This window comes from Arenimonas soli (assembly GCF_014643775.1).
Classification (GTDB): domain Bacteria; phylum Pseudomonadota; class Gammaproteobacteria; order Xanthomonadales; family Xanthomonadaceae; genus Arenimonas; species Arenimonas soli.
Genome location: NZ_BMKC01000004.1, coordinates 69,585 through 92,010, shown reverse-complemented (window position 1 = coordinate 92,010; position 22,426 = coordinate 69,585). Strand labels below are relative to the sequence as shown.

Annotated in this window: 26 protein-coding genes and 1 pseudogene; 8 read left to right on the top strand and 19 right to left on the bottom strand. The window is 69.2% G+C overall.

Annotated features, from left to right (window positions below; genetic code table 11):
- Positions 1-6: 6 nt before the first annotated feature.
- A complete protein-coding gene (locus IEX13_RS13670; RefSeq protein ID WP_188665618.1) occupies positions 7-591 on the bottom strand; it encodes a DUF4126 domain-containing protein in 585 nt (194 codons plus the stop codon).
- 115 nt (positions 592-706) lie between these two features.
- Here IEX13_RS13670 and IEX13_RS13665 point away from each other — a divergent pair, with 115 nt between their 5' ends.
- The 5 genes from IEX13_RS13665 to IEX13_RS13645 are packed head-to-tail and all read left to right on the top strand — an operon-like array spanning position 707 to position 4,109.
- Positions 707-1,438 carry a DUF6776 family protein gene (locus IEX13_RS13665; protein WP_188665616.1) on the top strand — a complete coding sequence of 244 codons (732 nt, stop codon included), beginning with the start codon at positions 707-709 and terminating at the stop codon, positions 1,436-1,438.
- 2 nt (positions 1,439-1,440) lie between these two features.
- Positions 1,441-1,902 (top strand): bactofilin family protein, encoded by a 462-nt coding sequence (locus IEX13_RS13660; protein ID WP_188665613.1) that lies wholly within the window; start codon positions 1,441-1,443, stop codon positions 1,900-1,902.
- A 31-nt stretch (positions 1,903-1,933) separates the two neighbouring features.
- The gene (gene erpA / locus IEX13_RS13655) at positions 1,934-2,293 is read left to right on the top strand and encodes an iron-sulfur cluster insertion protein ErpA (protein WP_188665610.1); all 360 of its coding nucleotides are present in this window, start codon (positions 1,934-1,936) and stop codon (positions 2,291-2,293) included.
- A gap of 7 nt (positions 2,294-2,300) precedes the next feature.
- Complete coding sequence (gene nudC / locus IEX13_RS13650) at positions 2,301-3,218, top strand: NAD(+) diphosphatase (RefSeq protein WP_188665607.1); 918 nt, start codon at positions 2,301-2,303, stop codon at positions 3,216-3,218.
- Positions 3,219-3,227: 9 nt separating this feature from the next.
- On the top strand, positions 3,228-4,109 hold the full coding sequence (locus tag IEX13_RS13645; RefSeq protein ID WP_188665604.1) for a hypothetical protein: 882 nt from the start codon (positions 3,228-3,230) through the stop codon (positions 4,107-4,109).
- Between the two features lie 4 nt (positions 4,110-4,113).
- Here the strand turns inward: IEX13_RS13645 and IEX13_RS13640 are convergent, their stop codons facing one another.
- The 17 genes and pseudogenes from IEX13_RS13640 to IEX13_RS13565 all read right to left on the bottom strand — a co-directional run bounded on the left by IEX13_RS13640 (position 4,114) and on the right by IEX13_RS13565 (position 18,125).
- A complete protein-coding gene (locus IEX13_RS13640) occupies positions 4,114-4,386 on the bottom strand; it encodes a CD225/dispanin family protein (protein ID WP_188665601.1) in 273 nt (90 codons plus the stop codon).
- 34 nt (positions 4,387-4,420) lie between these two features.
- Positions 4,421-4,852 (bottom strand): DUF2752 domain-containing protein, encoded by a 432-nt coding sequence (locus IEX13_RS13635; RefSeq protein WP_188665598.1) that lies wholly within the window; start codon positions 4,850-4,852, stop codon positions 4,421-4,423.
- Positions 4,836-5,105: a CD225/dispanin family protein gene (locus IEX13_RS13630; RefSeq protein ID WP_229668565.1), complete on the bottom strand. Its 270-nt coding sequence runs from the start codon at positions 5,103-5,105 to the stop codon at positions 4,836-4,838. The genes IEX13_RS13635 and IEX13_RS13630 overlap by 17 nt, the downstream gene beginning before the upstream one ends.
- 78 nt (positions 5,106-5,183) lie before the next feature.
- A pseudogene (locus IEX13_RS14350) lies at positions 5,184-5,249 on the bottom strand (zinc-ribbon domain-containing protein); the annotation flags it as partial.
- An 86-nt stretch (positions 5,250-5,335) separates the two neighbouring features.
- Positions 5,336-7,255 carry an MFS transporter gene (locus IEX13_RS13625; RefSeq protein WP_188665593.1) on the bottom strand — a complete coding sequence of 640 codons (1,920 nt, stop codon included), beginning with the start codon at positions 7,253-7,255 and terminating at the stop codon, positions 5,336-5,338.
- Positions 7,256-7,276: 21 nt separating this feature from the next.
- Positions 7,277-8,554, bottom strand: a complete 1,278-nt coding sequence (gene purD, locus IEX13_RS13620; protein WP_188665591.1) for a phosphoribosylamine--glycine ligase — start codon at positions 8,552-8,554, stop codon at positions 7,277-7,279.
- Between the two features lie 34 nt (positions 8,555-8,588).
- Complete coding sequence (locus IEX13_RS13615; protein ID WP_188665589.1) at positions 8,589-9,038, bottom strand: hypothetical protein; 450 nt, start codon at positions 9,036-9,038, stop codon at positions 8,589-8,591.
- On the bottom strand, positions 9,038-10,606 hold the full coding sequence (purH, locus tag IEX13_RS13610; protein WP_188665586.1) for a bifunctional phosphoribosylaminoimidazolecarboxamide formyltransferase/IMP cyclohydrolase: 1,569 nt from the start codon (positions 10,604-10,606) through the stop codon (positions 9,038-9,040). The genes IEX13_RS13615 and purH overlap by 1 nt, the downstream gene beginning before the upstream one ends.
- Positions 10,607-10,643: 37 nt before the next feature.
- Entirely contained in the window at positions 10,644-10,925 is a 282-nt protein-coding gene (gene fis, locus IEX13_RS13605; RefSeq protein ID WP_188665584.1) for a DNA-binding transcriptional regulator Fis, read from the bottom strand.
- Between the two features lie 115 nt (positions 10,926-11,040).
- Positions 11,041-11,559 carry a DUF3426 domain-containing protein gene (locus IEX13_RS13600; protein ID WP_188665581.1) on the bottom strand — a complete coding sequence of 173 codons (519 nt, stop codon included), beginning with the start codon at positions 11,557-11,559 and terminating at the stop codon, positions 11,041-11,043.
- An 18-nt stretch (positions 11,560-11,577) separates the two neighbouring features.
- Entirely contained in the window at positions 11,578-12,483 is a 906-nt protein-coding gene (gene prmA / locus IEX13_RS13595; protein ID WP_188665578.1) for a 50S ribosomal protein L11 methyltransferase, read from the bottom strand.
- 11 nt (positions 12,484-12,494) lie between these two features.
- The gene (gene accC, locus IEX13_RS13590) at positions 12,495-13,862 is read right to left on the bottom strand and encodes an acetyl-CoA carboxylase biotin carboxylase subunit (protein WP_188665575.1); all 1,368 of its coding nucleotides are present in this window, start codon (positions 13,860-13,862) and stop codon (positions 12,495-12,497) included.
- 11 nt (positions 13,863-13,873) lie between these two features.
- Entirely contained in the window at positions 13,874-14,341 is a 468-nt protein-coding gene (gene accB / locus IEX13_RS13585) for an acetyl-CoA carboxylase biotin carboxyl carrier protein (RefSeq protein ID WP_188665573.1), read from the bottom strand.
- 39 nt (positions 14,342-14,380) lie between these two features.
- Positions 14,381-14,815 carry a type II 3-dehydroquinate dehydratase gene (gene aroQ / locus IEX13_RS13580; RefSeq protein WP_188665571.1) on the bottom strand — a complete coding sequence of 145 codons (435 nt, stop codon included), beginning with the start codon at positions 14,813-14,815 and terminating at the stop codon, positions 14,381-14,383.
- 134 nt (positions 14,816-14,949) lie between these two features.
- Entirely contained in the window at positions 14,950-15,504 is a 555-nt protein-coding gene (locus IEX13_RS13575) for a TlpA family protein disulfide reductase (protein ID WP_229668562.1), read from the bottom strand.
- Entirely contained in the window at positions 15,501-17,639 is a 2,139-nt protein-coding gene (locus IEX13_RS13570) for a protein-disulfide reductase DsbD family protein (RefSeq protein ID WP_188665569.1), read from the bottom strand. The genes IEX13_RS13575 and IEX13_RS13570 overlap by 4 nt, the downstream gene beginning before the upstream one ends.
- Positions 17,640-17,744: 105 nt before the next feature.
- Complete coding sequence (locus IEX13_RS13565; protein WP_188665567.1) at positions 17,745-18,125, bottom strand: helix-turn-helix domain-containing protein; 381 nt, start codon at positions 18,123-18,125, stop codon at positions 17,745-17,747.
- Between the two features lie 345 nt (positions 18,126-18,470).
- Between IEX13_RS13565 and IEX13_RS13560 the strand changes: the two genes are divergently transcribed.
- The 3 genes from IEX13_RS13560 (at position 18,471) to groL (ending at position 21,102) form a co-directional block, all read left to right on the top strand.
- Positions 18,471-18,953 (top strand): hypothetical protein, encoded by a 483-nt coding sequence (locus IEX13_RS13560; protein ID WP_188665565.1) that lies wholly within the window; start codon positions 18,471-18,473, stop codon positions 18,951-18,953.
- A gap of 142 nt (positions 18,954-19,095) precedes the next feature.
- A complete protein-coding gene (gene groES, locus IEX13_RS13555) occupies positions 19,096-19,383 on the top strand; it encodes a co-chaperone GroES (RefSeq protein WP_188665563.1) in 288 nt (95 codons plus the stop codon).
- Positions 19,384-19,446: 63 nt separating this feature from the next.
- Positions 19,447-21,102: a chaperonin GroEL gene (gene groL / locus IEX13_RS13550; protein ID WP_188665559.1), complete on the top strand. Its 1,656-nt coding sequence runs from the start codon at positions 19,447-19,449 to the stop codon at positions 21,100-21,102.
- Positions 21,103-21,180: 78 nt separating this feature from the next.
- Here the strand turns inward: groL and IEX13_RS13545 are convergent, their stop codons facing one another.
- Positions 21,181-22,413, bottom strand: a complete 1,233-nt coding sequence (locus tag IEX13_RS13545) for an adenylate/guanylate cyclase domain-containing protein (protein WP_188665557.1) — start codon at positions 22,411-22,413, stop codon at positions 21,181-21,183.
- Positions 22,414-22,426 lie beyond the last annotated feature (13 nt).

Below are 22,426 nucleotides of genomic sequence, written 5' to 3'. Positions count from 1 at the left end.
TGAAGGTTAACGGCCGGCAGCCGCCCTGCCGGACAGGCGCCAGACCCACCTCGCCAGCCAGGCCACGAACAGCGCGCCGGCCAACAGTACGCCAAGCAGCAGGGCCAATGCCGCCCAGGGATAGACGAAGACCAGCGAAATCGCCGCCAGCGCCGCGGTGTCCTCGCTGGCCGAGGCCGTCCAATTCGATACCGGCTCGGGTGAAGCATTGATGAGGGCGCGGGTGCCGGACTTGAGCAGGTGCGTTCCCAGCGCCGCGCCACCGCCCACGGCCAGCGCGCCGCCCGACAGCTGGCCGTCGTCGGACAGCGTGGCCGCCGCCAGGAAAGCGCCGGCCGGAATGCGCGCCAGCGTCTGCAGCAGGTCCCAGCCCGAGTCCACGCCCGGGATCTTGTCGGCGGCGAACTCCACCACCGCCAGCGCGCCGGCGGTGCCCATCACCCAGGGCGACGTGGTGACTTCCAGGGCGCTGGGCAGGTCCACCCAGCCCATCAGCCCGGCCAGGCCGACGCCGAAAACGGTGAAATAGGCGCGCACGCCGGCCAGGCAGGCCAGGGCCAGGCCCAGTGCGAAGATATGCGCTTCGGTCATGCCGGCCTCCGGAACGTGACGTGGTTCACAGTATAGTGGCCCTGCGCCTTGACGCTGGCAGGGTGCGCCCGCTTAAGTTGGCCGGCTCCGCGTCCCGACGCGACCCCCTAAGGTCATGAATACCCCCGCCCCCGACAAGCACCGCTTCGTCATCGTCCCCCATCGCCCCTATGTGCGGGTGCTGCTGGCGATCGGCCTGGCGCTGTGGGTGGCAAGCCTGGTGGCCGTGTGGATGCTGGCTTCCGAACGCGCCGCCCCGGGCCGCGACCAGCTGCGCCAGGAACTGAAACTGACCAGCGAGCGCGCCGCGCGGTCGGAAGACGTCGCCCGGCAACTGCGCCAGAACGTCGCCACCCTGCGCCGCAGCGACCAGATCAGTCGCGCCGCCAACACCGAACTGCAGGCCACGCTGGCCGAGCGCGAGGAAGAAGTCTCGGCCCTGCGCGCCGACGTCGCCTTCTACGAACGCCTGGTCGGCGCCACCGGCCAGCGCCGTGGCCTGAGCGTGCACGACGCCGTTTTCGCCCGTGAATCGGGCGGCACCTGGCGGTACACCGTCACCCTTACCCAGAACCTCAACCGTGGCGCCATCAGCAAGGGCGAAGCGCGGATGTCGGTCGAGGGTGTCAGCGAAGGCCGCCTGGTCAACCTGGGCTGGGCCGAGCTGCTCCAGAAGCCGGATGCAACCGGACAACCGTTCTCGTTCCGCTATTTCCAGCAGCTCGAAGGCAGCGTCATGCTGCCCGAGGGCTTTACCCCCCAACGCGTCCGCGTGCAGTTGCGCTCGGGCGGCAGTACCGTGGAACAGGCCTTCCCCTGGGAAGCCCGTGCGCCGCGAGGAGACTAGACATGTTCGGCAGTGACAAAAAATCCCCCCGCCACGGCAACGCCGTGGAAACCCTGGTCGGTCCGCGCGCGGTCATCCGCGGCGACATCAATTTCTCCGGCGGCCTGTACGTCGAAGGCACCATCTACGGCAAGGTGGTCGCCGACGACGGCTCGGCCGCCGTGCTCACCCTGTCCGAGGACGGTCGCATCGAAGGCGAAGTGCGCGCGCCGGTGGTGGTGATCAGCGGCACCATGACCGGCGACGTCTACGCCAGCGAACGCGTCGAACTGGCCGCCAACGCCCGCGTGCAGGGCAATATCCACTACAAGGTGGTGGAAATGGCCGCGGGCGCCATGATCACCGGCCGCCTGATCCACGCCGAGGCGCCGCTGGCCCAGCTGACCGGCCCGGCGGCTGAATCGGCGCCGGCGGCGGTGCCCCTGCGCGGCAAGGCCAGCAAGGCCGAGGCCCAGGAAGCTTGAAAGCGGGGCCTGCAGGCCCCATCTTGCCGCCATGGAAATGCATCCCAGCTACCAGCAGCTCGACGCCCCGCTCGAGTTCACGCCCGCCGCGGCCGCCAAGGTCGCGTCCCTGATCGCCGAAGAGGGCAATCCGGGCCTGAAGCTGCGGGTGTACATCACCGGCGGCGGCTGTTCGGGCTTCCAGTACGGCTTCGAGTTTGATGAACAGCAGGCCGAGGACGACCTGGCCCTGCAACGCGACGGCGTCACCCTGCTGGTGGATCCGCTGAGCCTGCAGTACCTGATGGGCGCGGAGGTCGATTACCGCGAAAGCCTTCAGGGCGCGCAGTTCGTCATCCGCAACCCCAACGCCAAGACCACCTGCGGCTGCGGCAGCAGCTTCTCGGCCTGATCGGCCGGTGAGCGCCGTGCCCCCCGGTTTCGCCTTCCGCGGCCCGGGCCTGGACCGCGCCGAGCTGCTGCGGGAAAACCCCGAAGAACTCAACGCCCGCTGGCCCAACGCCCGCGTGCTGGTGGTCGATGCCGAGGGCCAGGCCCGCTTCCACCGCCCGTCCAAGGAAACCGCGCCGGCCACCGGCGCCGAAGCCTCGCCCGAGGACGTCATCTGCACCGGCGCCCGCCTGGCCGCCGTACGGCCGGCCACGGCCAGCCTGCTGGGCCTGGACGGCGACACCGCTTGGTTCGTGCTGCCGCACGAAGCCCTCGACGAGCCCCTGCCGGGCCGCCTGGGCGTGCGCGAGGCGGCTGCCACCTGGCCGGCGCTGCCGGCCTCGGCCCTGGCCCAGGCCCGCGCGCTGGTGCACTGGCAGCAGCGCAACCGCCACTGCGGCGCCTGCGGCGAAGCCGTGGTCTTCGGCAAGGCCGGCTACGGCGCCCGCTGCCCGGGCTGCGGGCTGGAACACTACCCGCGCACCGACCCGGCGATCATCGTCGCGGTCAGCGACGGCCCGCGCCTGCTGCTGGGCCGCCAGGCCAGCTGGCCGCCGGGGCGCTGGTCGGTGCTGGCGGGATTCGTCGAACCGGGCGAATCGCTGGAACAGGCCATCGCCCGCGAAGTCATGGAAGAAGCCTCGGTGCCGGTGCATTCGAGCTGCTATTCCGGCTCGCAGCCCTGGCCCTTCCCGGGCTCGCTGATGGTGGGTTTCCACGCGGTGGGCGAGGCGGTCGAACCCCAGGTCAGCGACGAACTCGAGCAGGTGCGCTGGTTCTCAAAGGCCGACATCCAGGCCGCGGTCGCCCGCGGCGAACTCAAGCTTTCGCCCCGGCTTTCGATCGCGCGCACGCTGATCGAGGAATGGCTGGCCCAACAGGGCTAGAATCCCCCCATGTCCGCCGCCCTCATCGCCGTCGTCGTCGCACTTCTGCTGGGGCATGTCTTCCCCTCGCTGCCGCTGCTGCGCCGCTACGACTGGTTCATCGGCTGGCTGCACTGGCTGGGCCGGCAGGCCGGCGGCGACTGGCCCAACAAGATGGGCCTGCTGCTGGCCGTGGGTTTGCCGCTGCTGGCGATCGGCGCCGTGCAGTTCGCCATCGACGACCTGTTCTACGGGCTGCCGGCCTTCGTGTTCGCGCTGCTGGCGCTGCTTTACACCTGGGGCCCGCGCGACCTCGACCTGGACGTCGAGGCCATCATCGAAGCGCGCACACCCGATGCCCGCTGCGAAGCCGCGCGGTCGCTGTTCCACACCGGCGGCGAGCCGGTCTGCGAAGGCCCGGCCCTGGTCGAGGCGGTGTTCCGGTGCGCGCTGTGGCGCTGGTTCGGGGTGCTGTTCTGGTTCCTGGTCGGCGGCGCGGTGGGGGCCATCGGCTACCGCCTGGTGTCGCTGTGCGCCCAGGGCGAGGCCCGACGCAGCCTGCCGGCCGGACAGCGCGGCGTCGCCCGCACGGCGCTGGCGGTGCTGGACTGGCCGGTGGCGCAGCTGATGACCTTCGCCATGGCGCTGGCGGCCGACTTTGATCGCGTGGTGGGCGCCTGGCGCGATTGGCACGCGGCCGGTGGCCTGCGCCTGGACGTGGGTTTCCTGGGCGCCGCCGCACGCGCCTCGGTGGCCAGCGAACTGGCCGAAGAAGAAGCTTATGCCGTCGATGGCCCCGCACAGGCGTCCGACCTGCTTGAGCTACGCGACGCGATGAGCCTGGTCTGGCGCATCCTGTTGCTGTGGCTGGGCGTGCTGGCCCTGCTGGTGCTGGCCGGCTGGGCGACCTAGCCCTTCAGTAGCCGCCCGTCAGGGCGCCCAGGCCCAGGCCCATGGCCAGCAGCAGCAGGTAGGCCACGATGCCGATGACCGGGGTGAACAGGGACAGCAGGCTCCAGAAGCGCGCCTTGTCCGAAGCCTCGCGCGCCGCGTCGTACAGCCCGGCGGCCACCAGCGAATCCACGCGCGACGCATAGACGATGGCGACGATGCCGCCCGGCAGGCAGCAGAACAGCGTGGCCAGGATGGCCCACACCAGGTGGTTGGGAATCGGGGCCATCGAGGCCATGGTGTTTCTCCGGAAGTCTTGGGGCCGGCAGGCTTCAGCCCGGCGCGAGCCAGGTGAAGGGTTCCCAGGGCAGGTTGCGCAATACGGCGTAGCTGATCAGCACGACGGCCCAGGGCCGGGCGTCGCCGATGCGGCGGGCCAGGCTGCGCCCGCCGGCCGGCAGCGCGAACAGCTGGTTGGCCAGCAGCAGCGCGACCAAGGGTAGCGAAAGCACCAGCAGCGGGTTCATCGCCAGCGCGCCGGCGATGTCCAGGTGCAGCAGGGCGTGCAGGGCGCGGGTGGTGCCGCAGCCGGGGCAAAACAGCCCGGTCAGCCATTCCGACGGACACGGCGGCAGCGGGCTGCCGGCCTGGCGCGGGTCCACGTGCCACAGCACGACGGCGCCGGCCGCGGCGGCCAGGCCCAACAGGGCCAGGCCAACCGGGTGGCGCCGATATCCCGGCAGGGGATCAGTAGTTGCCGGCATCCGCGAGGGCGCCCAGCATCACCAGGCCGAACCAGGCGACGATGGCGAACAGGCCGACGCCCAGCGAAATCCAGCACCACAGCTTGGCGTTGTCGGCCGACTGCTGCGCGCCGGCGTAGTCGCCCGCGGCGGCCTTGCCGTCGACCTGGGCGGCGTAGACGATGGCGACGATGCCACCCGGCAGGCAGCAGAACAGCGTCACCAGGATCGCCCACACCAGGTTGTTGGCAATCGGAGCGCGCGGGGCGTTCATGGCCGGCGCGGTGGCCTGGGGCGGCGGGGTGCTCGGGCCGGCCGACATCGGCGGGACCGGCGGGGTGGTGGGCAGCGCGGCCCCGCATTGTTCGCAGGCGCTGGCGCCGGCCGTGTTCTGGTGGCCGCAGTTGGTGCAGATCATGGTGTTCCCCTGGAAAGTGGTGGCGGTGCATGCAAGGGCACCACGAAGGGGAAACTAGCGGTTGCGCGCGCGTCCCGTCAAACCTTTCAGGGGCGGTCACCGCGCAGCTGGCGCACGCGCGCCTCCAGCGACGCCGCGCTGGCGCTCTCGCCGGGCACCGGCGCGTCGGCCACCAGGCCCACGGCGGCGCGCAGGCGCCGGGGCACGCGCAGGCGGCCCAGGCGGCTGTCGCGGCGCGACCACATGCTGTCCCACAGGCCGGTCAGGGCCATCGGTACCACCGGTACCGGCGTCTGTTCGAGGATGCGTTCGACGCCACCCTTGAACTTGGCGATCTCGCCGTCCTTGGTCAGCGCGCCCTCGGGGAAGATGCAGACCAGCTCGCCCGCTTCCAGCGCCGCCTTCACTTCGGCGAAGGCGGCGTCCATCACGGCCGGGTCTTCGCGGGCGCCGGCGATGGGGATGGCGCGGTGGGCGCGGAACACCCAGTTCATGCCCGGGATGCGGAAGATCTTGTAGTACATGACGAAGCGGATCGGCCGCGGCACCGCGGCGCTGATCACCAGCGGGTCCATGTAGCTGACGTGGTTGCACACCAGCAGGGCCGGGCCTTCGTCGGGCACGTGTTCTTCCACGCCGGTGATGGTGACGCGGTAGAACACCGATACGTAGATCCAGGCCAGGAAGCGCAGGAAGAATTCCGGCACCAGGGTGAAGATCAGGATCGACACGCCGGCGTTGGCGATGGCCAGCGCCAGGAACAGTTCCGGGATGGTGAGGCCCGGCAGCGGCAGCACGATGCCGCCGATGGCCAGCGATTCGCGCTGCAGCAGCACGCCCAGCATCGCCGCCAGCACGATGAAGCCGGCATTCTGGATGTTGAGCCCGGCGATGACGCGCGACAGTTCTTCGCGCGGCGTGCGGCTTTGCACCAGCGCGAACAGCGGCACGATGAACAGGCCGGCGAACAGGCCGATCAGGGTGAGGTCGGCGATGATGCGCCAATTGCCGGCGGCCACGAACTCCCGCACCGTCAGGCCGCTGGCGGTCGCCAGGTCGGGCCGGGCGAAAAACAGGTCGGCGCAGAAGACCGTCATGCCGATCGCGCCCAGCGGCACCAGGCCGATTTCGATGGTGCGCCGGCTGAGCTTTTCGCACAGCAGCGAACCCACGCCGGTGCCCACCGAAAACAGCACGAAACAAAAAAGGTACAGCGTGCTGCCGCCGCCCAGGTAGGTTTCGGCATAGGTCGGCAGCTGCGCGGTAAGCACCGTGCCGACGAACCAGAACCAGGAAATGCCCAGGATGGCGTTGCGCACCGCCAGCTGCTTGCGCGCCAGGCGCAGGGCCTTGAGGGCTTCGGGGAAGGGGTTCCAGTTGATCTTCAGGTCCGGCGCCGAAGCCTCGACGCGTGGCACCAGGCGGCTGATCAGGTTGCCGATGATCGCCAGGGCCACGATCGACGCCGCCGCCGCCTCCGGCCCGTACTGGCCGGCGACCACGAAGATCAAGCCGCCGAAGATCATGCCCAGCAGGATGGACATCGAAGTGCCCATCTCGACCAGGCCATTGCCGCCGGTCAGTTCTTCGGGCTTGAGCACGCTGGGCAGGATCGAATACTTCACCGGCCCGAACAGCGTGGATTGCAGCCCGGTGCCGAACAAGGCCACCAGCAGCAGCGGCATGTTGCTGGTCAGGAAGCCGATGGCGGCGACCGACATGATGCCGATCTCCATCGCGGTGGTGATGCGGATGAGCCGCTGCTTCTCCAGCTTTTCGGCGATCTGCCCGGCCAGCCCGGAAAACAGGAAGTACGGCAGGATGAACAGCGCAGGTGCCAGGTTGGTGTAGAGCGTGCGCTCCTGCGCCGAGACGCCAAGGAAGAACAGCAGCGCGATGATCGACTGCCGGTAGACGTTGTCGTTGAAGGCGCCCAGCGACTGGACGAGGAAAAACGGCAGGAAGCGCCGCTGGCCGAGCAGTTCGAACTGGTTATGCCCCATCACCCCTCCCGGGTCCCCATTTGTTCAGCGCTGCAGGGCGCGCCAGCCGATGTCACTGCGGTAGAAGACGCCATCCCAGTGGATGTTGTCGGCCGCGGCGTAGGCGCGGCGCTGGGCGTCGGCGATGTCGTTGCCCAGGGCGCAGGCGCAGAGCACGCGGCCGCCGGCGGTGACCACCTGGCCGTTCCTGATCGCGGTGCCGGCGTGGAAGACCTTGGCGTCCGCGCCGGGGTCGGTGCCCAGGCCGGCGATGGCGTCGCCGGTGCGCGGCGTGCCGGGGTAGTTTTCCGCGGCCATCACCACGCCCAGGCTCGGGCGCGGGTCCCAGTCGGCCTGCACCTGGTCGAGCCGGCCTTCGACGGCGGCTTCGACCAGGTCCAGCAGGTCGCTGCGCAGGCGCAGCATCACCGGCTGGGTTTCCGGGTCGCCGAAGCGCACGTTGAATTCGATCACCTTCGGCGCACCGTCGGGTGAAATCATCAGCCCGGCGTACAGGAAGCCCGTGAAGGGCACGCCGTCGGCGGCCATGCCGCGCACGGTGGGTTCGACCACTTCGCGCATGATCCGCGCATGCACCTGCGGCGTGACCACCGGCGCCGGCGAATACGCGCCCATGCCGCCTGTGTTAGGGCCGGTGTCGCCGTCGCCCACGCGCTTGTGGTCCTGGCTGGTGGCCATGGGCAGCGCGGTCGCGCCGTCCACCAGCGAGATGAAGCTGGCTTCTTCGCCGTCCAGGAATTCTTCGATCACCACGCGCGCGCCGGCCTCGCCGAAGGCGTCGCCCTCGAGCATGTCGGTGATGGCGGCTTCGGCCTCTTCGACCGTCATCGCCACCACCACGCCCTTGCCGGCAGCCAGGCCGTCGGCCTTGATGACGATGGGCGCGCCGTGGTCGCGCACGTGCTGCAGGGCCAGCGAGGCATCCTCGAACACGGCGTAATACGCCGTCGGGATGCCGTGGCGGGCCAGGAAATCCTTGGCGTAGGCCTTGCTGCCCTCGAGCTGCGCGGCCGCGGCGGTGGGACCGAAGACGGGCTGGCCGGCGTCGCGGAACCGGTCGACGACGCCCAGCACCAGCGGCGCCTCGGGGCCCACGACCGTCAGGCCGACGCCTTCGGTTTCGGCCAGGTTGAGCAGGCCGTCGAGGTCGGTGGCGCGCACGTCCACGTTGCGGCACTTGGCTTCGGTGGCGGTGCCTGCATTGCCGGGTGCGACCAGCACTTCCTGCACGCGCGGCGACTGCGCCAGCTTCCAGGCCAGGGCATGTTCGCGACCGCCGGAACCGATCACCAGGACTTTCATGTGTTTTCCCCGAAGCTGAAGTGTGGGCCCGGACTCAGCGCGCGCAGTCGGCCGAGGTGAGCGTGATCTCGAAAAAACGCCGGTTTTCGGCGTCGATGAAACGCCGCGTGATGACCACGCCGCGCGCCAGCAGGTACAGCACGTCGGGCTGGTCGCACAGCGGCAGCATCAGGGCCTTTTCCGCCTGCGCCACCTGCGCGATCAGCGGGTCGTCCGGGTTGGCGCGGCGCTTGAGGCTGCGGATGGTCATGACCAGGTTCTGGCCCTCGAAGCCGACCTCCTCGAGCATCAGGCCGGGCGCGTATTCCTGCGGCAGGCCGCGGCGGAACTGTTCCAGCACCGCCTGCACCTCGCGCACGCCTTCGCTGTCGCGGCGCTCGGCCCGGATGCGCTGGTCGACCCGCCACCAGCTGGCGGCGAGGAGGGCCAGGCCCGCCACGACGGCAAGCGCCACCATCCAGCGCTGGCTGGCCTTGCCCGGCATCAGTGGCGGAAGTGCCGGCGGCCGGTGAAGACCATGGCCATGCCATGTTCGTCGGCGGCGGCGATGACTTCGGCGTCGCGCATCGAGCCGCCCGGCTGGATGACCGCGGCGATGCCGGCCTGGGCGGCGGCATCGATGCCGTCGCGGAAGGGGAAGAAGGCATCGGAAGCCATCACCGAACCCGGGACCACCAGGCCGGCTTCTTCGGCCTTGATGCCGGCGATCTTCGCGCTGACCACGCGGCTCATCTGGCCGGCGCCGATGCCGACGGTCTGCAGGTCCTTCGCGTACACGATGGCGTTGGACTTGACGTACATCGCCACCTTCCAGGCGAACAGCAGGTCGCGCAGCTGGCCTTGCGAGGGCGCGACTTTCGACACGATCTTCAGGTCGGCGGCGCCCAGTGCGTCGGTGTCGGCGTCCTGCACCAGCAGGCCGCCGGCGATGCGCTTGTATTCCAGGCCGCCGGCCGTGCGCAGCTCGCCGCAGGCAAGCACGCGCACATTGGGTTTCTTCGCAAAAGCCGGCAGCGCGTCGGCGGCGATGGACGGCGCGATCACCACTTCGACGAACTGGCGCTTGAGGATTTCCGCGGCGGTGGCGGCGTCGAGCTCGCGGTTGAAGGCGATGATGCCGCCGAAGGCCGAGGTCGGGTCGACGGCGAAGGCGCGGTCGTAAGCGTCCATCAGGTTTTCCGCGACGGCGACGCCGCAGGGATTGGCGTGCTTGACGATCACGCAGGCCGGCGCGTCGAAGGCCTTGACGCATTCGAGCGCGGCATCGGCGTCGGCCAGGTTGTTGTAGCTCAGCTCCTTGCCCTGCAGGAAACGCGCGGTGGCGACGATGCCTTCGCCGGCGCCGGCTTCGAGGTAAAGCGCGCCGCGCTGGTGCGGGTTTTCGCCGTAGCGCAGGGCCGAGGCCAGCTGCAGCGAGGCGTGGAAGGTCCTGGGCCAGGCTTCGGGTTCATCGGGGTTTTCGGCGCGCGGCGACAGCCATTGGGCGATCTGGCCGTCGTAGGCGGCCGTGTGCGCATAGGCCTTGGCCGCCCAGGCGCGGCGCATGGCGGGCGTGGTGCCGCCGGCCTGCAGCGCTTCGAGCAGGGCGCCGTATTCGGACGGGTCGACCACGACGCTGGTGCGGGCGTGGTTCTTGGCGGTGGCGCGCAGCATGGCCGGGCCGCCGATGTCGATGTTCTCGATGGCGTCGTCATACGTGCAGCCCGGCTTCGACACCGTCTGCACGAAGGGGTAGAGGTTGACCACCAGCAGGTCGATCGGGGCGATGCCGTGTTCGGCCATCACCGCGTCGTCCACGCCTTCGCGGCCCAGCAGGCCGCCGTGGATCTTCGGGTGCAGGGTCTTGACCCGGCCGTCCATGATTTCCGGGAAGCCGGTGACCTCGCTGACGTCCCTTACGGGCAGGCCGGCGTCGCGCAGCGCCTTGGCGGTGCCGCCGGTGGACAGCAGGTCGACGCCCAGCGCATGCAGGCCGCGGGCCAGTTCGACCACGCCGGTCTTGTCGGAAACGGAAAGCAGCGCGCGGCGGACGGGTTGGCGGTCGGCAGTCATCGGGCACCTCATGGGGAGGGCCGCGATTATACCGGCCTCAGGCCAGGCCGTAGGCCTTGAGCTTCTTGCGCAGGGTGGCGCGGTTGATGCCCAGGCAGGCGGCGGCGCGGCTCTGGTTGCCTTCGCAGTGGCGCATCACTTCGGCGAACAGCGGCAGTTCGATCTCGCGCAGAACGACTTCGTAGAGGTCGTCGGGGTCGCAGCCATTGAAGTCGTGCAGGTAGCGGCGCACCGAGCGGGAAACGTGCTCGCGCAGGGGCGTATGGCCGCTGGGCGTCGTCTGGTTGGTTTCCGCTCTGGCGGCGGTCGGGACATTCACTTCGGGTGCGCTCCACTGTTCTTGTCCGCTTCCGTGCGGAACCCGCCGGCCGGGCGACGGGGGAGAGGAGTCTACGTCAAACCTGCTGACGTCGCGACTGCCTTTTAGTACGACGTCAGTGGAAGTCGAACGTAAAGGCCACGGCCCGCTGGCCGGGGTCGAGTATTTCCAACGTGGCGCTGGCCGACTGGCCCGGCGCGATCAGTCCGGTCGCCGGTGGGCTGCCCAGGTATTCGTGCGGCTGGAAGCGGCGCAGGCCCAGTGCATTGCCATCGATGTCGTGCAGTGCGACTTCCATCACCGGCCAGGGCTGGGCCCAGCGGGCGTCGTTGCGGAAGCTGGTGCTGATGAGCAGGGCGCGGTTGTCCTGCGGATGCCGGCGGACTTCGCGGCTGGTCACGCGGAAGGCGCCGGGCTCGTGCCAGGCCGGCAGGTCGCAGCCAAGCAGGCCGCACAAACTTTCCAGCCGGGGCCGCCAGCCCGGGTCGGTGGCCAGGCGGGCGCGGTCGGCCAGCATCAGCTGCAGGGTCAGTCCGGCCGCCAGCGCGACGGCCAGCGCCCACCATCCCCACGGGCGCGGCGTACGGGGTGCGGGGGCCTCGGGGACGGCGAAACGCGGGGGGCGGGGCGGCATGGTGCGAAGGATACCGGCTCAGCCGGCGCGGCGGCGGCCGGTGATGCGCATCCAGTCGCCTTCCTGCACGGCTTGCAGGTCGTCGAACCAGGTGGCGTAGCGTTCCAGCAGCGCCGTCTCCTGCCCCTGCAGGATGCCGGACAGCGCGATCACGCCGTCGGGCTGCACGCGGGCAGCCAGCGTGTCGGCCAGGGCGTCGAGCGCCACCGCCAGGATATTGGCGACGACCACCGGATACGTCGCCGGTGGTTCGTCTTCGGGCGCGTACACGGCCAGCCGATCGCCGACGCCGTTGCGTTCGGCGTTGTCGGCGGTGGCGGAAAGGGCCTGCGGGTCGTTGTCCACGCCGACGGCGCGGTCGGCGCCCAGCTTCAGCGCAGCCAGGGCCAGGATGCCGCTGCCGCAGCCGAAATCGAGCACCGTCTTGCCGGCCAGGTCGAGCGAATCGAGCCAGGCCAGGCACAGGGCGGTGGTCGGGTGCGTGCCCGAACCGAAGGCCAGGCCGGGGTCGAGGCGCACGATGGCGCCGCCTTCCGATTCCGCCGGCGCATCCATGTTCCAGGGCACGATCCAGGTGCGGCGGCCGAAGGCCAGCGGTTCGTACTGGTCCATCCAGGCGCGTTCCCAGTCCTGGTCGGCGACCTCGCGAAACTGTGCGCCGGCCAGGTCGAGCCCGCTGTCGAAGGCGTCCAGTGCGTGCAGCACCAGTTCCGGCACGGTGTCGCCGGGAAACAGCGCCAGCAGGGTGATCTGCGGCCACAGGGGCTGTTCGCCGACGCCGGGTTCGAGCACCGCGCGTTCGTTGGGCGTGCTGGCATCGGCGTCGAGCAGGGTGACCGACAGCGCGCCGATGTCCGACAGCGCGTTCTCGGCGCGGGCTTCGTCCTCGGCGCGGACGGTCAGGGCGAGTTCGAGGAAGGGCATGGCGGCCGGGATCAGCCCAGGCCGATCGCTTTTTCCTTGCGCTCGGCCAGCCGCTTTTCCAGGTAGTGGATGTTGGTGCCGCCCTGCTGGAAACCGATGTCAGCCATGATGCGCTGCTGCAGCGGCACGTTGGTCTTGATGCCGTCGACGACCATTTCGCTAAGCGCCACCTTCATGCGCGCAATCGCGGTGGCGCGGTCGGGGCCGTGCACGATCAGCTTGCCGATCATCGAATCGTAGTTCGGCGGCACCTTGTAGCCTTCGTAGATGTGGCTGTCCACGCGAACGCCGGGGCCGCCCGGGGCGTGGAAGTGCCGGATCAGGCCGGGGCTGGGCAGGAACGATTCCGGGTCCTCGGCGTTGATGCGGCACTCGATGGCGTGGCCATTGATGCGGATGTCTTCCTGGCGGATCGAAAGTTTTTCGCCGCTGGCGATCAGCAGTTGCTCCTTCACCAGGTCAATGCCGGTGATCATCTCCGTCACCGGGTGTTCGACCTGGATGCGGGTGTTCATTTCGATGAAGTAGAAGCGGCCGTTTTCGTACAGGAACTCGAAGGTGCCGGCGCCGCGGTAGCCGATGCGCACGCAGGCTTCGGTGCAGATGCGGCCGATTTCGGCGCGCTGCTCGTCGGTGATGCCCGGCGCGGGCGCTTCTTCGACGACCTTCTGGTGCCGGCGCTGCATCGAGCAGTCGCGTTCGCCCAGGTGCACGGCATTGCCCTGGCCGTCGGAAAGCACCTGGATTTCCACGTGGCGCGGGTTTTCCAGGAATTTTTCCATGTAGACCATGTCGTTGGAGAACGCGGCCTTGGCTTCCTGGCGCGTGGCGGCGATGGCCGTCAGCAGCGCACCTTCGGTGTGCACCACGCGCATGCCGCGGCCGCCGCCGCCGCCGGCGGCCTTGATGATCACCGGGTAGCCGATTTCGCGGCCGTGCGACAGGCACTCGGCGTCGTCTTCGGGCAGCGGGCCGTTGGAGCCGGGCACGCAGGGCACGCCCGCGTCCTTCATGGCGCGGATGGCCTCGACCTTGTCGCCCATCATGCGGATCACGTTGGCGGTCGGGCCTATGAACACGAAGCCCGATTTTTCAACGCGTTCGGCGAAGTCGGCGTTTTCGCTCAGGAAGCCGTAACCCGGGTGGATGCCCTGGGCGTCGGTGACCTCGGCCGCGGCGATGATCGCCGGGATGTTGAGGTAACTCTCGGACGAAGGCGCCGGGCCGATGCAGACCGACTCGTCGGCCATGGCCACGTGCTTGAGGTTGCGGTCCACCGTGGAGTGCACCGCCACCGTCTTGATGCCCAGGGCATGGCAGGCGCGCAGGATGCGCAGCGCGATCTCGCCGCGGTTGGCGATGACGATTTTTTCCAGCATGGGCCGGGTCCTCAGCTGATGACGAACATGGGCTCGTCGAATTCGATCGGCTGGCCGTTTTCGACCAGGATCGCGCGCACCGTGCCCGAGACGTCGGCCTCGATCGGGTTGAACATCTTCATGGCTTCGATGATGCCCAGCGTCTCGCCGGCCTTGACCTGCTGGCCGACCTTCACGAAGGCCGGCTTGTCGGGCGCGGGCGATTCGTAATAGGTGCCGACCATGGGCGAGCGCACCGTATGGCCGTCGGGGATGTCCTTGGTGGACTTGCCTACGGCTTCGGCCGACAGCGTGGCCGGGGCGGCCGGGCGCGGGGCCTCGGCGTGGTGGGCTGCCGGCGCGGGCGCCGACATCACGGTGTAGCCGCCCGCAGGTGCACGTGCCAGGCGCACCGATTCCTCGCCCTCCTTGATTTCGATCTCGGAGAGGTTGGATTCCTCGAGCAGGTCGATCAGCTTCTTGATCTTGCGAAGGTCCATGACGGCCTCGTCTTGTTGGTGATGTGGATGGGAGTGGGCTCAGAGCCGCGCGATGGCGGCTTCAAGCGCGTAGGCGTAGCTGTCGGCGCCGAATCCGCTGACCAGCCCGACCGCCAGGTCGGTGAAATAGCTGGTGTGGCGGAACGGTTCGCGCGCATGCGGGTTCGACAGGTGCACCTCGATGAAGGGCAGGGCGGCCGCCGCCAGGGCGTCGCGCAGGGCCACCGAGGTGTGGGTGAAGGCGGCCGGGTTGACCAGCACGAAGGCGGTGCCGTCGTTGCGGGCGGCCTGCACCCGGTCCACCAGCGCGTGTTCGGCGTTGGACTGGAAGGCCTCGAGCCGGTGGCCGGCTTCGCCGGCGCGGGCGGCCAGGCGGGCATTGATGTCGTCCAGGCGCGCATGGCCATAGATGCCCGGCTCGCGTTCGCCGAGCAGGTTCAGGTTGGGACCATGCAGTACCAGGATGTTCGCCACGTCTCGCCTTCCCCCGGGGGACGCACAGTCTGGGGGCAGGGCGGGGCGGTTGTCCAGACGATCGCCGCGACTTCGCGGATGTTAACGGGCGTTTGAATTCCGTTGGCCCAGGCGGCGGCGCCTGGCCGGCCCGCCTAGTCCCGCGCCCATTCGCGCACCGATTCGGCGTCGGGGAAGGCGCCGTAGTGGGTCTTGAGCAGCCGGCCCTCGGCGTCCAGAAGCACCGTGTAGGGCAGGATGCCGCGCCGGTTGCCCAGCTGCACCGAGCTGTCGCCGGGTCCAGGGTTTTCCACCAGCAGCTGGAACGCCACGGGCACGTCCTCGATGAAGGCCAGGGCTTCGTCGCGGCTTTCCAGGGCGATGCCCATCACCTTGATGCCGTTGCCGCCCTGTTGCCGGGAGAAGGCGTCCAGCACCGGCATTTCCTTGCGGCAGGGGCCGCACCAGCTGGCCCAGTAGTTGATCAGGCGGGTCCGGCCCGGGCCGGTGACGGCCACCGGGCCGCCGCTGCGCAGGTCCGGCAGGGTCAGCGGCGGCGCCACCTGGCCGACCTCGGTGATGACCATGCCCGGCGGCGCGGGCTTTTCCTCCGGCCACAGCGCCCGCTGGCCCAGCCACCAGCCCAGCCAGGCCGAAAGCCCGCCCAGCACCATGATCGCGCCCCAGGTGAAGACGGCCTCGCGCTTCATCGCGCCGCCTCCGCCAGGGCCTCGTCCACGATGCCCTGGGTCAGGATGGTCGGCAGCACGCGCGGTTCGCCCTGGCGCGGATAGACCACGTACAGCGGCACGCCGACGGCCTTGTGGGTTTCCAGGAAGGCGGTGATTTCCGGGTCCACGTCGGTCCAGTCGCCCTTCATGTACACCGCGCCGGCGCGTTCAAGCGAGGCCTTGAAGGCGTCCCGCCCCAGCACGGTGCGTTCGTTGGCCTTGCAGCTCACGCACCAGTCGGCGGTCATGTTCACGAACACCACGCGGCCGTCGCGGCGCAGCTGTTCCAGGCGCTGCGCGGAATATTCGACGGCGCCGTCGGTGGACGCCTCGGCCCGAACGGGTACCGGCATGCGCTGCACCGCCACCACCGGCCACAGCGACAGGGCGATGACCAGCGCGGCCAGGGTCTTGGCGGCCACGCCCTTCCAGCGCGCCTTTTCCCACAGCCACAGGCCCAGGCCCAGGCCGACCACGCCGACCAGGGCCAGGCCGATGGCGTCGGCGCCGCGCTGCTTGGCCAGCACCCACAGCAGCCACACGGCGGTGAGGTACATCGGGAAGGCCAGCAGGTGCTTGAAGGTTTCCATCCAGGCGCCGGGCTTGGGCAGCCGCGCCGCCAGCGCCGGCACGAAGCCGATAAGCAGGAAGGGCAGGGCCAGGCCCAGGCCCAGCGCCAGGAACACGCCGATGGCGACGGCCGGCGAGGCCGCGAAGGCAAACGCCAGCGCCGAGCCCATGAAGGGCGCCGTGCACGGGCTGGCGACCACCACCGCCAGCACGCCGGTGAAGAAGTCGCCGGCCGGGCCGGACTTTTGCGCCAGCGACTGGCCGGTGCCGGCCAGGGTGGCGCCGAAGGCCACCACGCCCGACAGCGACAGGCCGATGGCCACCATCACCAGCGCCAGCGCCGTGATCACGCCCGGCTGCTGCAGCTGGAAACCCCAGCCCAGGGCCAGGCCGGCCTGGCGCAGCGCCAGCGCCGCGGCGCCGACCGCGGCGAAGCTGGCCAGCACGCCCGCCGTGTACCACAGCGCCTGCGAACGGGCCTTGCGGCGGTCGCCGCCGCCCTGGGCCAGCGACAGCGCCTTGAGCGACAGCACCGGCAGCACGCAGGGCATCAGATTGAGGATGACGCCGCCGCCCAGGGCCAGCAGCAGGGCCAGCCACAGGGCCGGCGTGGTGCCGGGGGCCGTTCCGGCCGGCGCCGGCGCCAGCGCGACGCGGCCGCCGGCGGGCAGGTCCAGGGTGACTTCGCGGGTCATCGGCGGGTAGCAGATGCCGTCGGTCTGGCAGCCCTGGAAGGTGGCGACCACGGTGACCACCACCGCGTCGGCGTGTTCGCGACGCAGTGGCAGCGGCGCGTCCACGGTGTCGAAATAAACCTGGACGTCGCCGAAGTGTTCGTCGAAATGCGAGGTGGCCGGTGGCCAGCCGATCGGGCCGGCCGACACGCCGTCGCCGCGCACTTCGACGCCGCTGCGGTCGCGGTAGAGGTAATAGCCCGGCGCCGGCGTGAAGCGCAGCAGCAGCTGGTCGGCGCTGTCGACGATGGCTTCGAAGCGGAAGGCTTCTCCCTCGGGCAGCGGCAGGGCGTCGGTGCCGCCGGTGCTGGCGCCGAAGACGGCGTTGCCGCGCGGGCCCAGCAGGTCCAGGCCGTCGGCCGGTGCCGCCCGGGCCGCGGCGGCGGGCAGCGACACGCGCAGGGTCTTGGCATGCGGCGGGTAGCACACGCCCAGGTCGGCGCAGCCCTGGTACTTCACCTTGAGCTCGACGACGGTGGTGCCGTCGGCCGCGGCGCCGGTCAGGACGCCGGTGACGGCGTCGCGGTAGGTTTCGACGTCGCCGAAGAACTCGTCGGTGTAGGCAATGCCGTCGGGCAGTTCAAGCGGATTGACCTTGAAGCCCGCGGACAACACCTCGGCGCCCATGCGGTGCTTGTAGAGGTAATAGCCGTCGGCGATCTCCCAGTGCAGCTGAATGCGGCCGCGTTCGGTGGCGGTCGCGGTCAGCGCGAAGGCCTCGTCGATCGGCAGCAGGTCGGCCTCGTCCACGGCCTGGGCCATGGGGGCGAAACTCAGGGCGGCCAGCAAGGCCAGAAGCCAACGGGTCATGCGGGATCTCGTTCGGGCGGTGGGGCGGACGCCTGGGCGCCGCCCCTGTCGGACCGCCAGTATCCCCGGAAGTTCGCGGCCCTGGCGAGGCCGCGCATGCAACGCTCAGGCCCGGGCGGTCATGGCCTCGACAAAATCGACCAACGGCTGCTGTTCCGGGTTGCGCAAGGAACGGAAAGCCACCAGCAGGCGTTCTTCCAGCCCGCACTGGGCATAAAAGTTGAGCAGCATCGCCGGCGTTTCCTGCGAATCGTCCTCGCTGCCGCCGCCAACCCAGCGGCTGCCACGGCCGGTGGCCAGCCATTCGAAGCTGACCACGGTAGCCATGGCGATCTTGGCCATGTTGTCGGTGGTGGGCCGGGCGCCGTCCTTGCGTTCCCACTGCGCCACCGCGCTGCGGGCCACGCCGACCGCGAACGCCAGCTCCGACTGCGACAAGGACGCGCCCCGGCGCGCCTGCCTGATTCGATTGAATAGATGTGTCATGGATGTTTCCCCGAAAAATGCCCTGCAAGGATCCGTGATGCCCGGTTTTTCTAACCAGGTCAGCACAACTATCCGGAACCGGTGCATCTGCCCTAACCACCCCCTCGGCAAGTGGGCAGGCACCGGAGTTTCCGGGTGGCCGGTAAGCCCTGCTTAGCAGGACGCCGCCGATGTGGGTGCTTTTGGCACCGTCCCGGGCGTTGACCCCGGACCCCTTCGCCATGCTCTAGTCACGCCGAAGCCCTTGTTGTGCGGGGCTTTTGGCGTGTCCGGCCGGGTCGTCGGGCACCGTCCGATTGTAGGTCCAAGCACGGCCTGGAAAGCAACACTTCCCGGGGGGGATGGATGAAGAAGTGGTGCGCGGTTCTGGCGGCGACCTGGGGGCTGGACCTTGCCCTGCGATGGCAGGGGCACCTGGCGGCGCCGCCGGTTCCGGGCGTGCCGCTTTGGGCGGGCCTGCAGCTGGTTTCCGAGCCGGGTGCCGGGCTGCGCCTGACCGGCCTGGGCGCCCTGTCATCGACCGCGGTGCTGTTTTCGCTGGCGCTGCTGGCGGCAGGGGCCTTCGTGCTGGCCCAGGCCGTGTTCGACCTGCCCCGCGACAGGCTCTGCCACGCCGGCCTGCTGTCCGCCCTGGGGGCGGTGGCCTGGACCGGCCTGGACCTGGCCGAAAGCCTGGTCTTCGGGGGGCGGATCGACACCCTGGCCTGGCAGGGTGGAAGCGCTTTGGTCCGCTTCGGCCTGGGCGACCTGGTCCTGCCCCTGCTGCTGGTCGCGCTGGCGGCCTGCTTGGCGGTCCAGCTGTGGCGGGGGCTGCGCCGGGGGGCTTGAAAGGCCGGGCCAGGGCCCCATCTAACCGGGGCCGCGGCGCTTCCGGTGCAACCGGTGCGCGCGTATCATTGGCACTCACTGGGGCCGAGTGCTAACAGCACAGGCCCATGTTGTTGAAACTAAAGGACTAACGAGGACACTCATGAACATCAAGCCGCTCTACGACCGCGTGGTCATCAAGCGTATGGAAGAGGAAAAGATGTCCGCTGGCGGCATCGTCATCCCCGACTCGGCCACCGAAAAGCCGATCAAGGGTGAAGTGGTCGCCGTCGGCGCCGGCAAGGCGCTGGACAACGGCTCGACCCGCACCCCGTCGGTGAAGGTCGGCGACAAGGTGCTGTTCGGCAAGTACGCCGGCACCGAAGTCAAGCTCGACGGCACCGAGTTCCTGGTGGTCAAGGAAGACGACATCCTCGCCATCCTCGGCTGATAACGCGCCTTCCGCGCGACCAGTCATCCCCCTCAATTCAAAGCATTCCGGAGTAATACAGAAATGGCAGCCAAGGAAATTCGTTTCGGTGAAGACGCCCGCGCGCGCATGGTGAAGGGCGTCAACACCCTCGCCAATGCCGTCAAGGCCACCCTGGGCCCGAAGGGCCGCAACGTCGTGCTCGACAAGAGCTTCGGCGCCCCCACGATCACCAAGGACGGCGTCAGCGTCGCCAAGGAAATCGAGCTGGCCGACAAGTTCGAGAACATGGGCGCCCAGATGGTCAAGGAAGTCGCTTCCAAGACCTCCGACATCGCCGGTGACGGCACCACCACCGCCACCGTGCTGGCGCAGGCCCTGATCCGCGAGGGCATGAAGGCGGTCGCCGCCGGCATGAACCCGATGGACCTCAAGCGCGGCATCGACAAGGCCGTCATCGCCGCCGTCGCCGAGCTCAAGACCCTGTCCAAGCCCTGCTCGACCAGCAAGGAAATCGCCCAGGTCGGTTCGATCTCGGCCAACTCCGATGGCGACATCGGCGAGCTGATCGCCAAGGCCATGGACAAGGTCGGCAAGGAAGGCGTGATCACCGTTGAAGAAGGCTCGGGCCTGGAGAACGAACTCGACGTCGTCGAGGGCATGCAGTTCGACCGCGGCTACCTGTCGCCGTACTTCATCAACAACCAGCAGTCGATGTCGGCCGAGCTCGAAGACCCGTTCATCCTGCTCTACGACAAGAAGATCTCGAACGTGCGCGAACTGCTGCCCGTGCTCGAGGGCGTGGCCAAGGCCGGCAAGCCGCTGCTGATCGTCGCCGAGGAAGTCGAGGGCGAAGCCCTGGCGACCCTGGTGGTGAACACCATCCGCGGCATCGTCAAGGTCTGCGCCGTGAAGGCCCCGGGCTTCGGCGACCGTCGCAAGGCGATGCTCGAGGACATGGCCATCCTGACCGGCGGCACCGTGATTTCCGAAGAAGTCGGCCTGCAGCTCGAGAAGGCCACCATCAAGGACCTCGGCCGCGCCAAGAAGATCCAGGTCACCAAGGAAAACACCACCATCATTGATGGCGCCGGTGTTGCCGACGGCATCCAGGCCCGCATCAAGCAGATCAAGGCGCAGATCGAAGACACCTCTTCGGATTACGACCGCGAGAAGCTGCAGGAGCGCGTTGCCAAGCTCGCCGGCGGCGTGGCCGTCATCAAGGTCGGTGCTTCGACCGAGATCGAGATGAAGGAAAAGAAGGCCCGCGTCGAAGACGCCCTGCACGCCACCCGCGCTGCCGTTGAAGAAGGCATCGTCCCGGGCGGCGGCGTCGCGCTGCTGCGCGCCAAGGCCGCGATCAAGGGCCTGGAAGGCGCCAACGTCGACCAGAGCCACGGCATCAACATCGCCCTGCGCGCGATGGAAGCGCCGCTGCGCGAAATCGTCACCAATGCCGGCGACGAGCCGTCCGTCATCCTCAACAAGGTCGTCGAGGGCAAGGGCGCGTTCGGTTACAACGCCGCCAACGGCGAGTACGGCGACATGATCGAGTTCGGCATCCTGGACCCGACCAAGGTCACCCGCACCGCGCTGCAGAACGCCGCGTCGATCGCCGGCCTGATGATCACGACCGAAGCCATGGTCGCCGAAGCCCCGAAGAAGGACGAAGGCGGCGCCGCCGGTGGCATGGGCGGCGGCATGGGCGGTATGGGCGGCATGGGTGGCATGGACTTCTAAGTCCCCGCGCCAACGCGTCAGGTATGACCACGGAGCCCGGCCTTGTGCCGGGCTTCGTGCTTTGTTGCGCGCAGGTTCCTAGTCCCCGCCGCCGGTCGTGTGCAGGTCATGCGTGCCGTCCAGACCCTTGAGCGGCACGGCGGCGACCACCCGTGTCGGCACGCCGGATGCCCTGGCGAAGTCCTCACTCATCAGCAGCGCCTGCTGCTGGACGCTGCATTGGGCCTCGATGCGCGCTGCTACGTTGACCGCATCGCCAATCACGGTGAAGTCCACCCGCCGATGGTTGCCAATGTTGCCAAACTGGAAGCGCCCGAGATGCAGGCCGACGCCGTGCTGCAGGCCGAGGTCGGCTTCAGCCAGCCCGCTGCTGGCCGTTTCCACCGCCGCGAGCGCGCGCCGGCAGGCATCGCCGCCGGGTTCGCCGGCTGCGACCGGGAAAATCGCCAGGATGGCGTCGCCGATGAACTTCAGGATGTCTCCGCCGTGGACATGGATCGCCTCCACCAGCACTGCGTAGTAGCGGTTGAGCAGCGACACCAGCTGGTCCGGCGGCAGCTGCCGGGACAAGTTCGAATAGCGACGGATGTCCGAAAACCAGATGGCGCCGTCCATCGTCAGCATGCTGCCGGGGCTGAGGTTGCCGCGGCGGATTTCGGTCGCCGGCCCGGCGCCCACGTAGCAGCGCAGGACGCTGTCCAGCACCACGTCCTTGATGGCGCTGTCCAGCAGCGACTCCAGCACGACCAGCGTGTCCGCGATACGGGCCAGCGCGACACGATCGAAACCTCCGGAATGCCGGGTGACCAGGCTGATCATGCCGTCGGTCCGCCGCAGCTGGAACGCGGCGTAGTGGGTGGCACCCTGCGCGGCCAGGTCGTCGAGCACCGGGAAGCGTCGCGACCGCTTGCCGGCGGTCGGGGCGATGCGCAGGCTCAGCCGGTCACCGCCGGATTCGCGCAGGGCGTAAAACGGGCTGCGCACGAACTGCGGGGTCTCGCGGGCGCCGTAATGCAGGAACGCCTCCTCAACCGTGCAGCCGTCGAGGTGCTGGCAGCTGCGATGGACCAGTGCCGCCGAGGGGAATGGCCCAGGCTCGACATGGTCGGCCTGCCAGACATAGCGAAGACCCTTGATCTGCGGATGCAGGGTGGTCAACGACAGGTTGGCGCGGAACACCGGCAGTCCCTCAGCGTGCAGGAAGCGGCAGTAACGATGAACCAGCCCGGCAACGTCCCCGGGCGGATCAGACAACCGTTCGCGCTGCCACTCGAGCAGTCGGCGGTAACGCGATCGCGTACCGGTTCTCATGGCGCCAGCATAC

What these genes read in the sequence shown, in the direction of transcription:
- IEX13_RS13670 (WP_188665618.1), bottom strand. Translation starts at nt 591, where the DNA reads ATGACCGAAGCGCATATCTTCGCACTGGGCCTGGCCCTGGCCTGCCTG.
- purD (WP_188665591.1), bottom strand. Translation starts at nt 8,554, where the DNA reads ATGAAAGTCCTGGTGATCGGTTCCGGCGGTCGCGAACATGCCCTGGCC.
- IEX13_RS13560 (WP_188665565.1), top strand. Translation starts at nt 18,471, where the DNA reads ATGAAGAAGTGGTGCGCGGTTCTGGCGGCGACCTGGGGGCTGGACCTT.
- IEX13_RS13545 (WP_188665557.1), bottom strand. Translation starts at nt 22,413, where the DNA reads ATGAGAACCGGTACGCGATCGCGTTACCGCCGACTGCTCGAGTGGCAG.
- IEX13_RS13575 (WP_229668562.1), bottom strand. Translation starts at nt 15,504, where the DNA reads ATGAAGCGCGAGGCCGTCTTCACCTGGGGCGCGATCATGGTGCTGGGC.
- IEX13_RS13600 (WP_188665581.1), bottom strand. Translation starts at nt 11,559, where the DNA reads ATGCCGCCCCGCCCCCCGCGTTTCGCCGTCCCCGAGGCCCCCGCACCC.
- IEX13_RS13640 (WP_188665601.1), bottom strand. Translation starts at nt 4,386, where the DNA reads ATGGCCTCGATGGCCCCGATTCCCAACCACCTGGTGTGGGCCATCCTG.
- IEX13_RS13660 (WP_188665613.1), top strand. Translation starts at nt 1,441, where the DNA reads ATGTTCGGCAGTGACAAAAAATCCCCCCGCCACGGCAACGCCGTGGAA.
- accC (WP_188665575.1), bottom strand. Translation starts at nt 13,862, where the DNA reads ATGCTGGAAAAAATCGTCATCGCCAACCGCGGCGAGATCGCGCTGCGC.
- groL (WP_188665559.1), top strand. Translation starts at nt 19,447, where the DNA reads ATGGCAGCCAAGGAAATTCGTTTCGGTGAAGACGCCCGCGCGCGCATG.
- IEX13_RS13565 (WP_188665567.1), bottom strand. Translation starts at nt 18,125, where the DNA reads ATGACACATCTATTCAATCGAATCAGGCAGGCGCGCCGGGGCGCGTCC.
- prmA (WP_188665578.1), bottom strand. Translation starts at nt 12,483, where the DNA reads ATGCCCTTCCTCGAACTCGCCCTGACCGTCCGCGCCGAGGACGAAGCC.
- IEX13_RS13645 (WP_188665604.1), top strand. Translation starts at nt 3,228, where the DNA reads ATGTCCGCCGCCCTCATCGCCGTCGTCGTCGCACTTCTGCTGGGGCAT.
- IEX13_RS13630 (WP_229668565.1), bottom strand. Translation starts at nt 5,105, where the DNA reads ATGAACGCCCCGCGCGCTCCGATTGCCAACAACCTGGTGTGGGCGATC.
- IEX13_RS13635 (WP_188665598.1), bottom strand. Translation starts at nt 4,852, where the DNA reads ATGCCGGCAACTACTGATCCCCTGCCGGGATATCGGCGCCACCCGGTT.
- purH (WP_188665586.1), bottom strand. Translation starts at nt 10,606, where the DNA reads ATGACTGCCGACCGCCAACCCGTCCGCCGCGCGCTGCTTTCCGTTTCC.
- erpA (WP_188665610.1), top strand. Translation starts at nt 1,934, where the DNA reads ATGGAAATGCATCCCAGCTACCAGCAGCTCGACGCCCCGCTCGAGTTC.
- IEX13_RS13665 (WP_188665616.1), top strand. Translation starts at nt 707, where the DNA reads ATGAATACCCCCGCCCCCGACAAGCACCGCTTCGTCATCGTCCCCCAT.
- accB (WP_188665573.1), bottom strand. Translation starts at nt 14,341, where the DNA reads ATGGACCTTCGCAAGATCAAGAAGCTGATCGACCTGCTCGAGGAATCC.
- groES (WP_188665563.1), top strand. Translation starts at nt 19,096, where the DNA reads ATGAACATCAAGCCGCTCTACGACCGCGTGGTCATCAAGCGTATGGAA.
- IEX13_RS13570 (WP_188665569.1), bottom strand. Translation starts at nt 17,639, where the DNA reads ATGACCCGTTGGCTTCTGGCCTTGCTGGCCGCCCTGAGTTTCGCCCCC.
- IEX13_RS13615 (WP_188665589.1), bottom strand. Translation starts at nt 9,038, where the DNA reads ATGCCGGGCAAGGCCAGCCAGCGCTGGATGGTGGCGCTTGCCGTCGTG.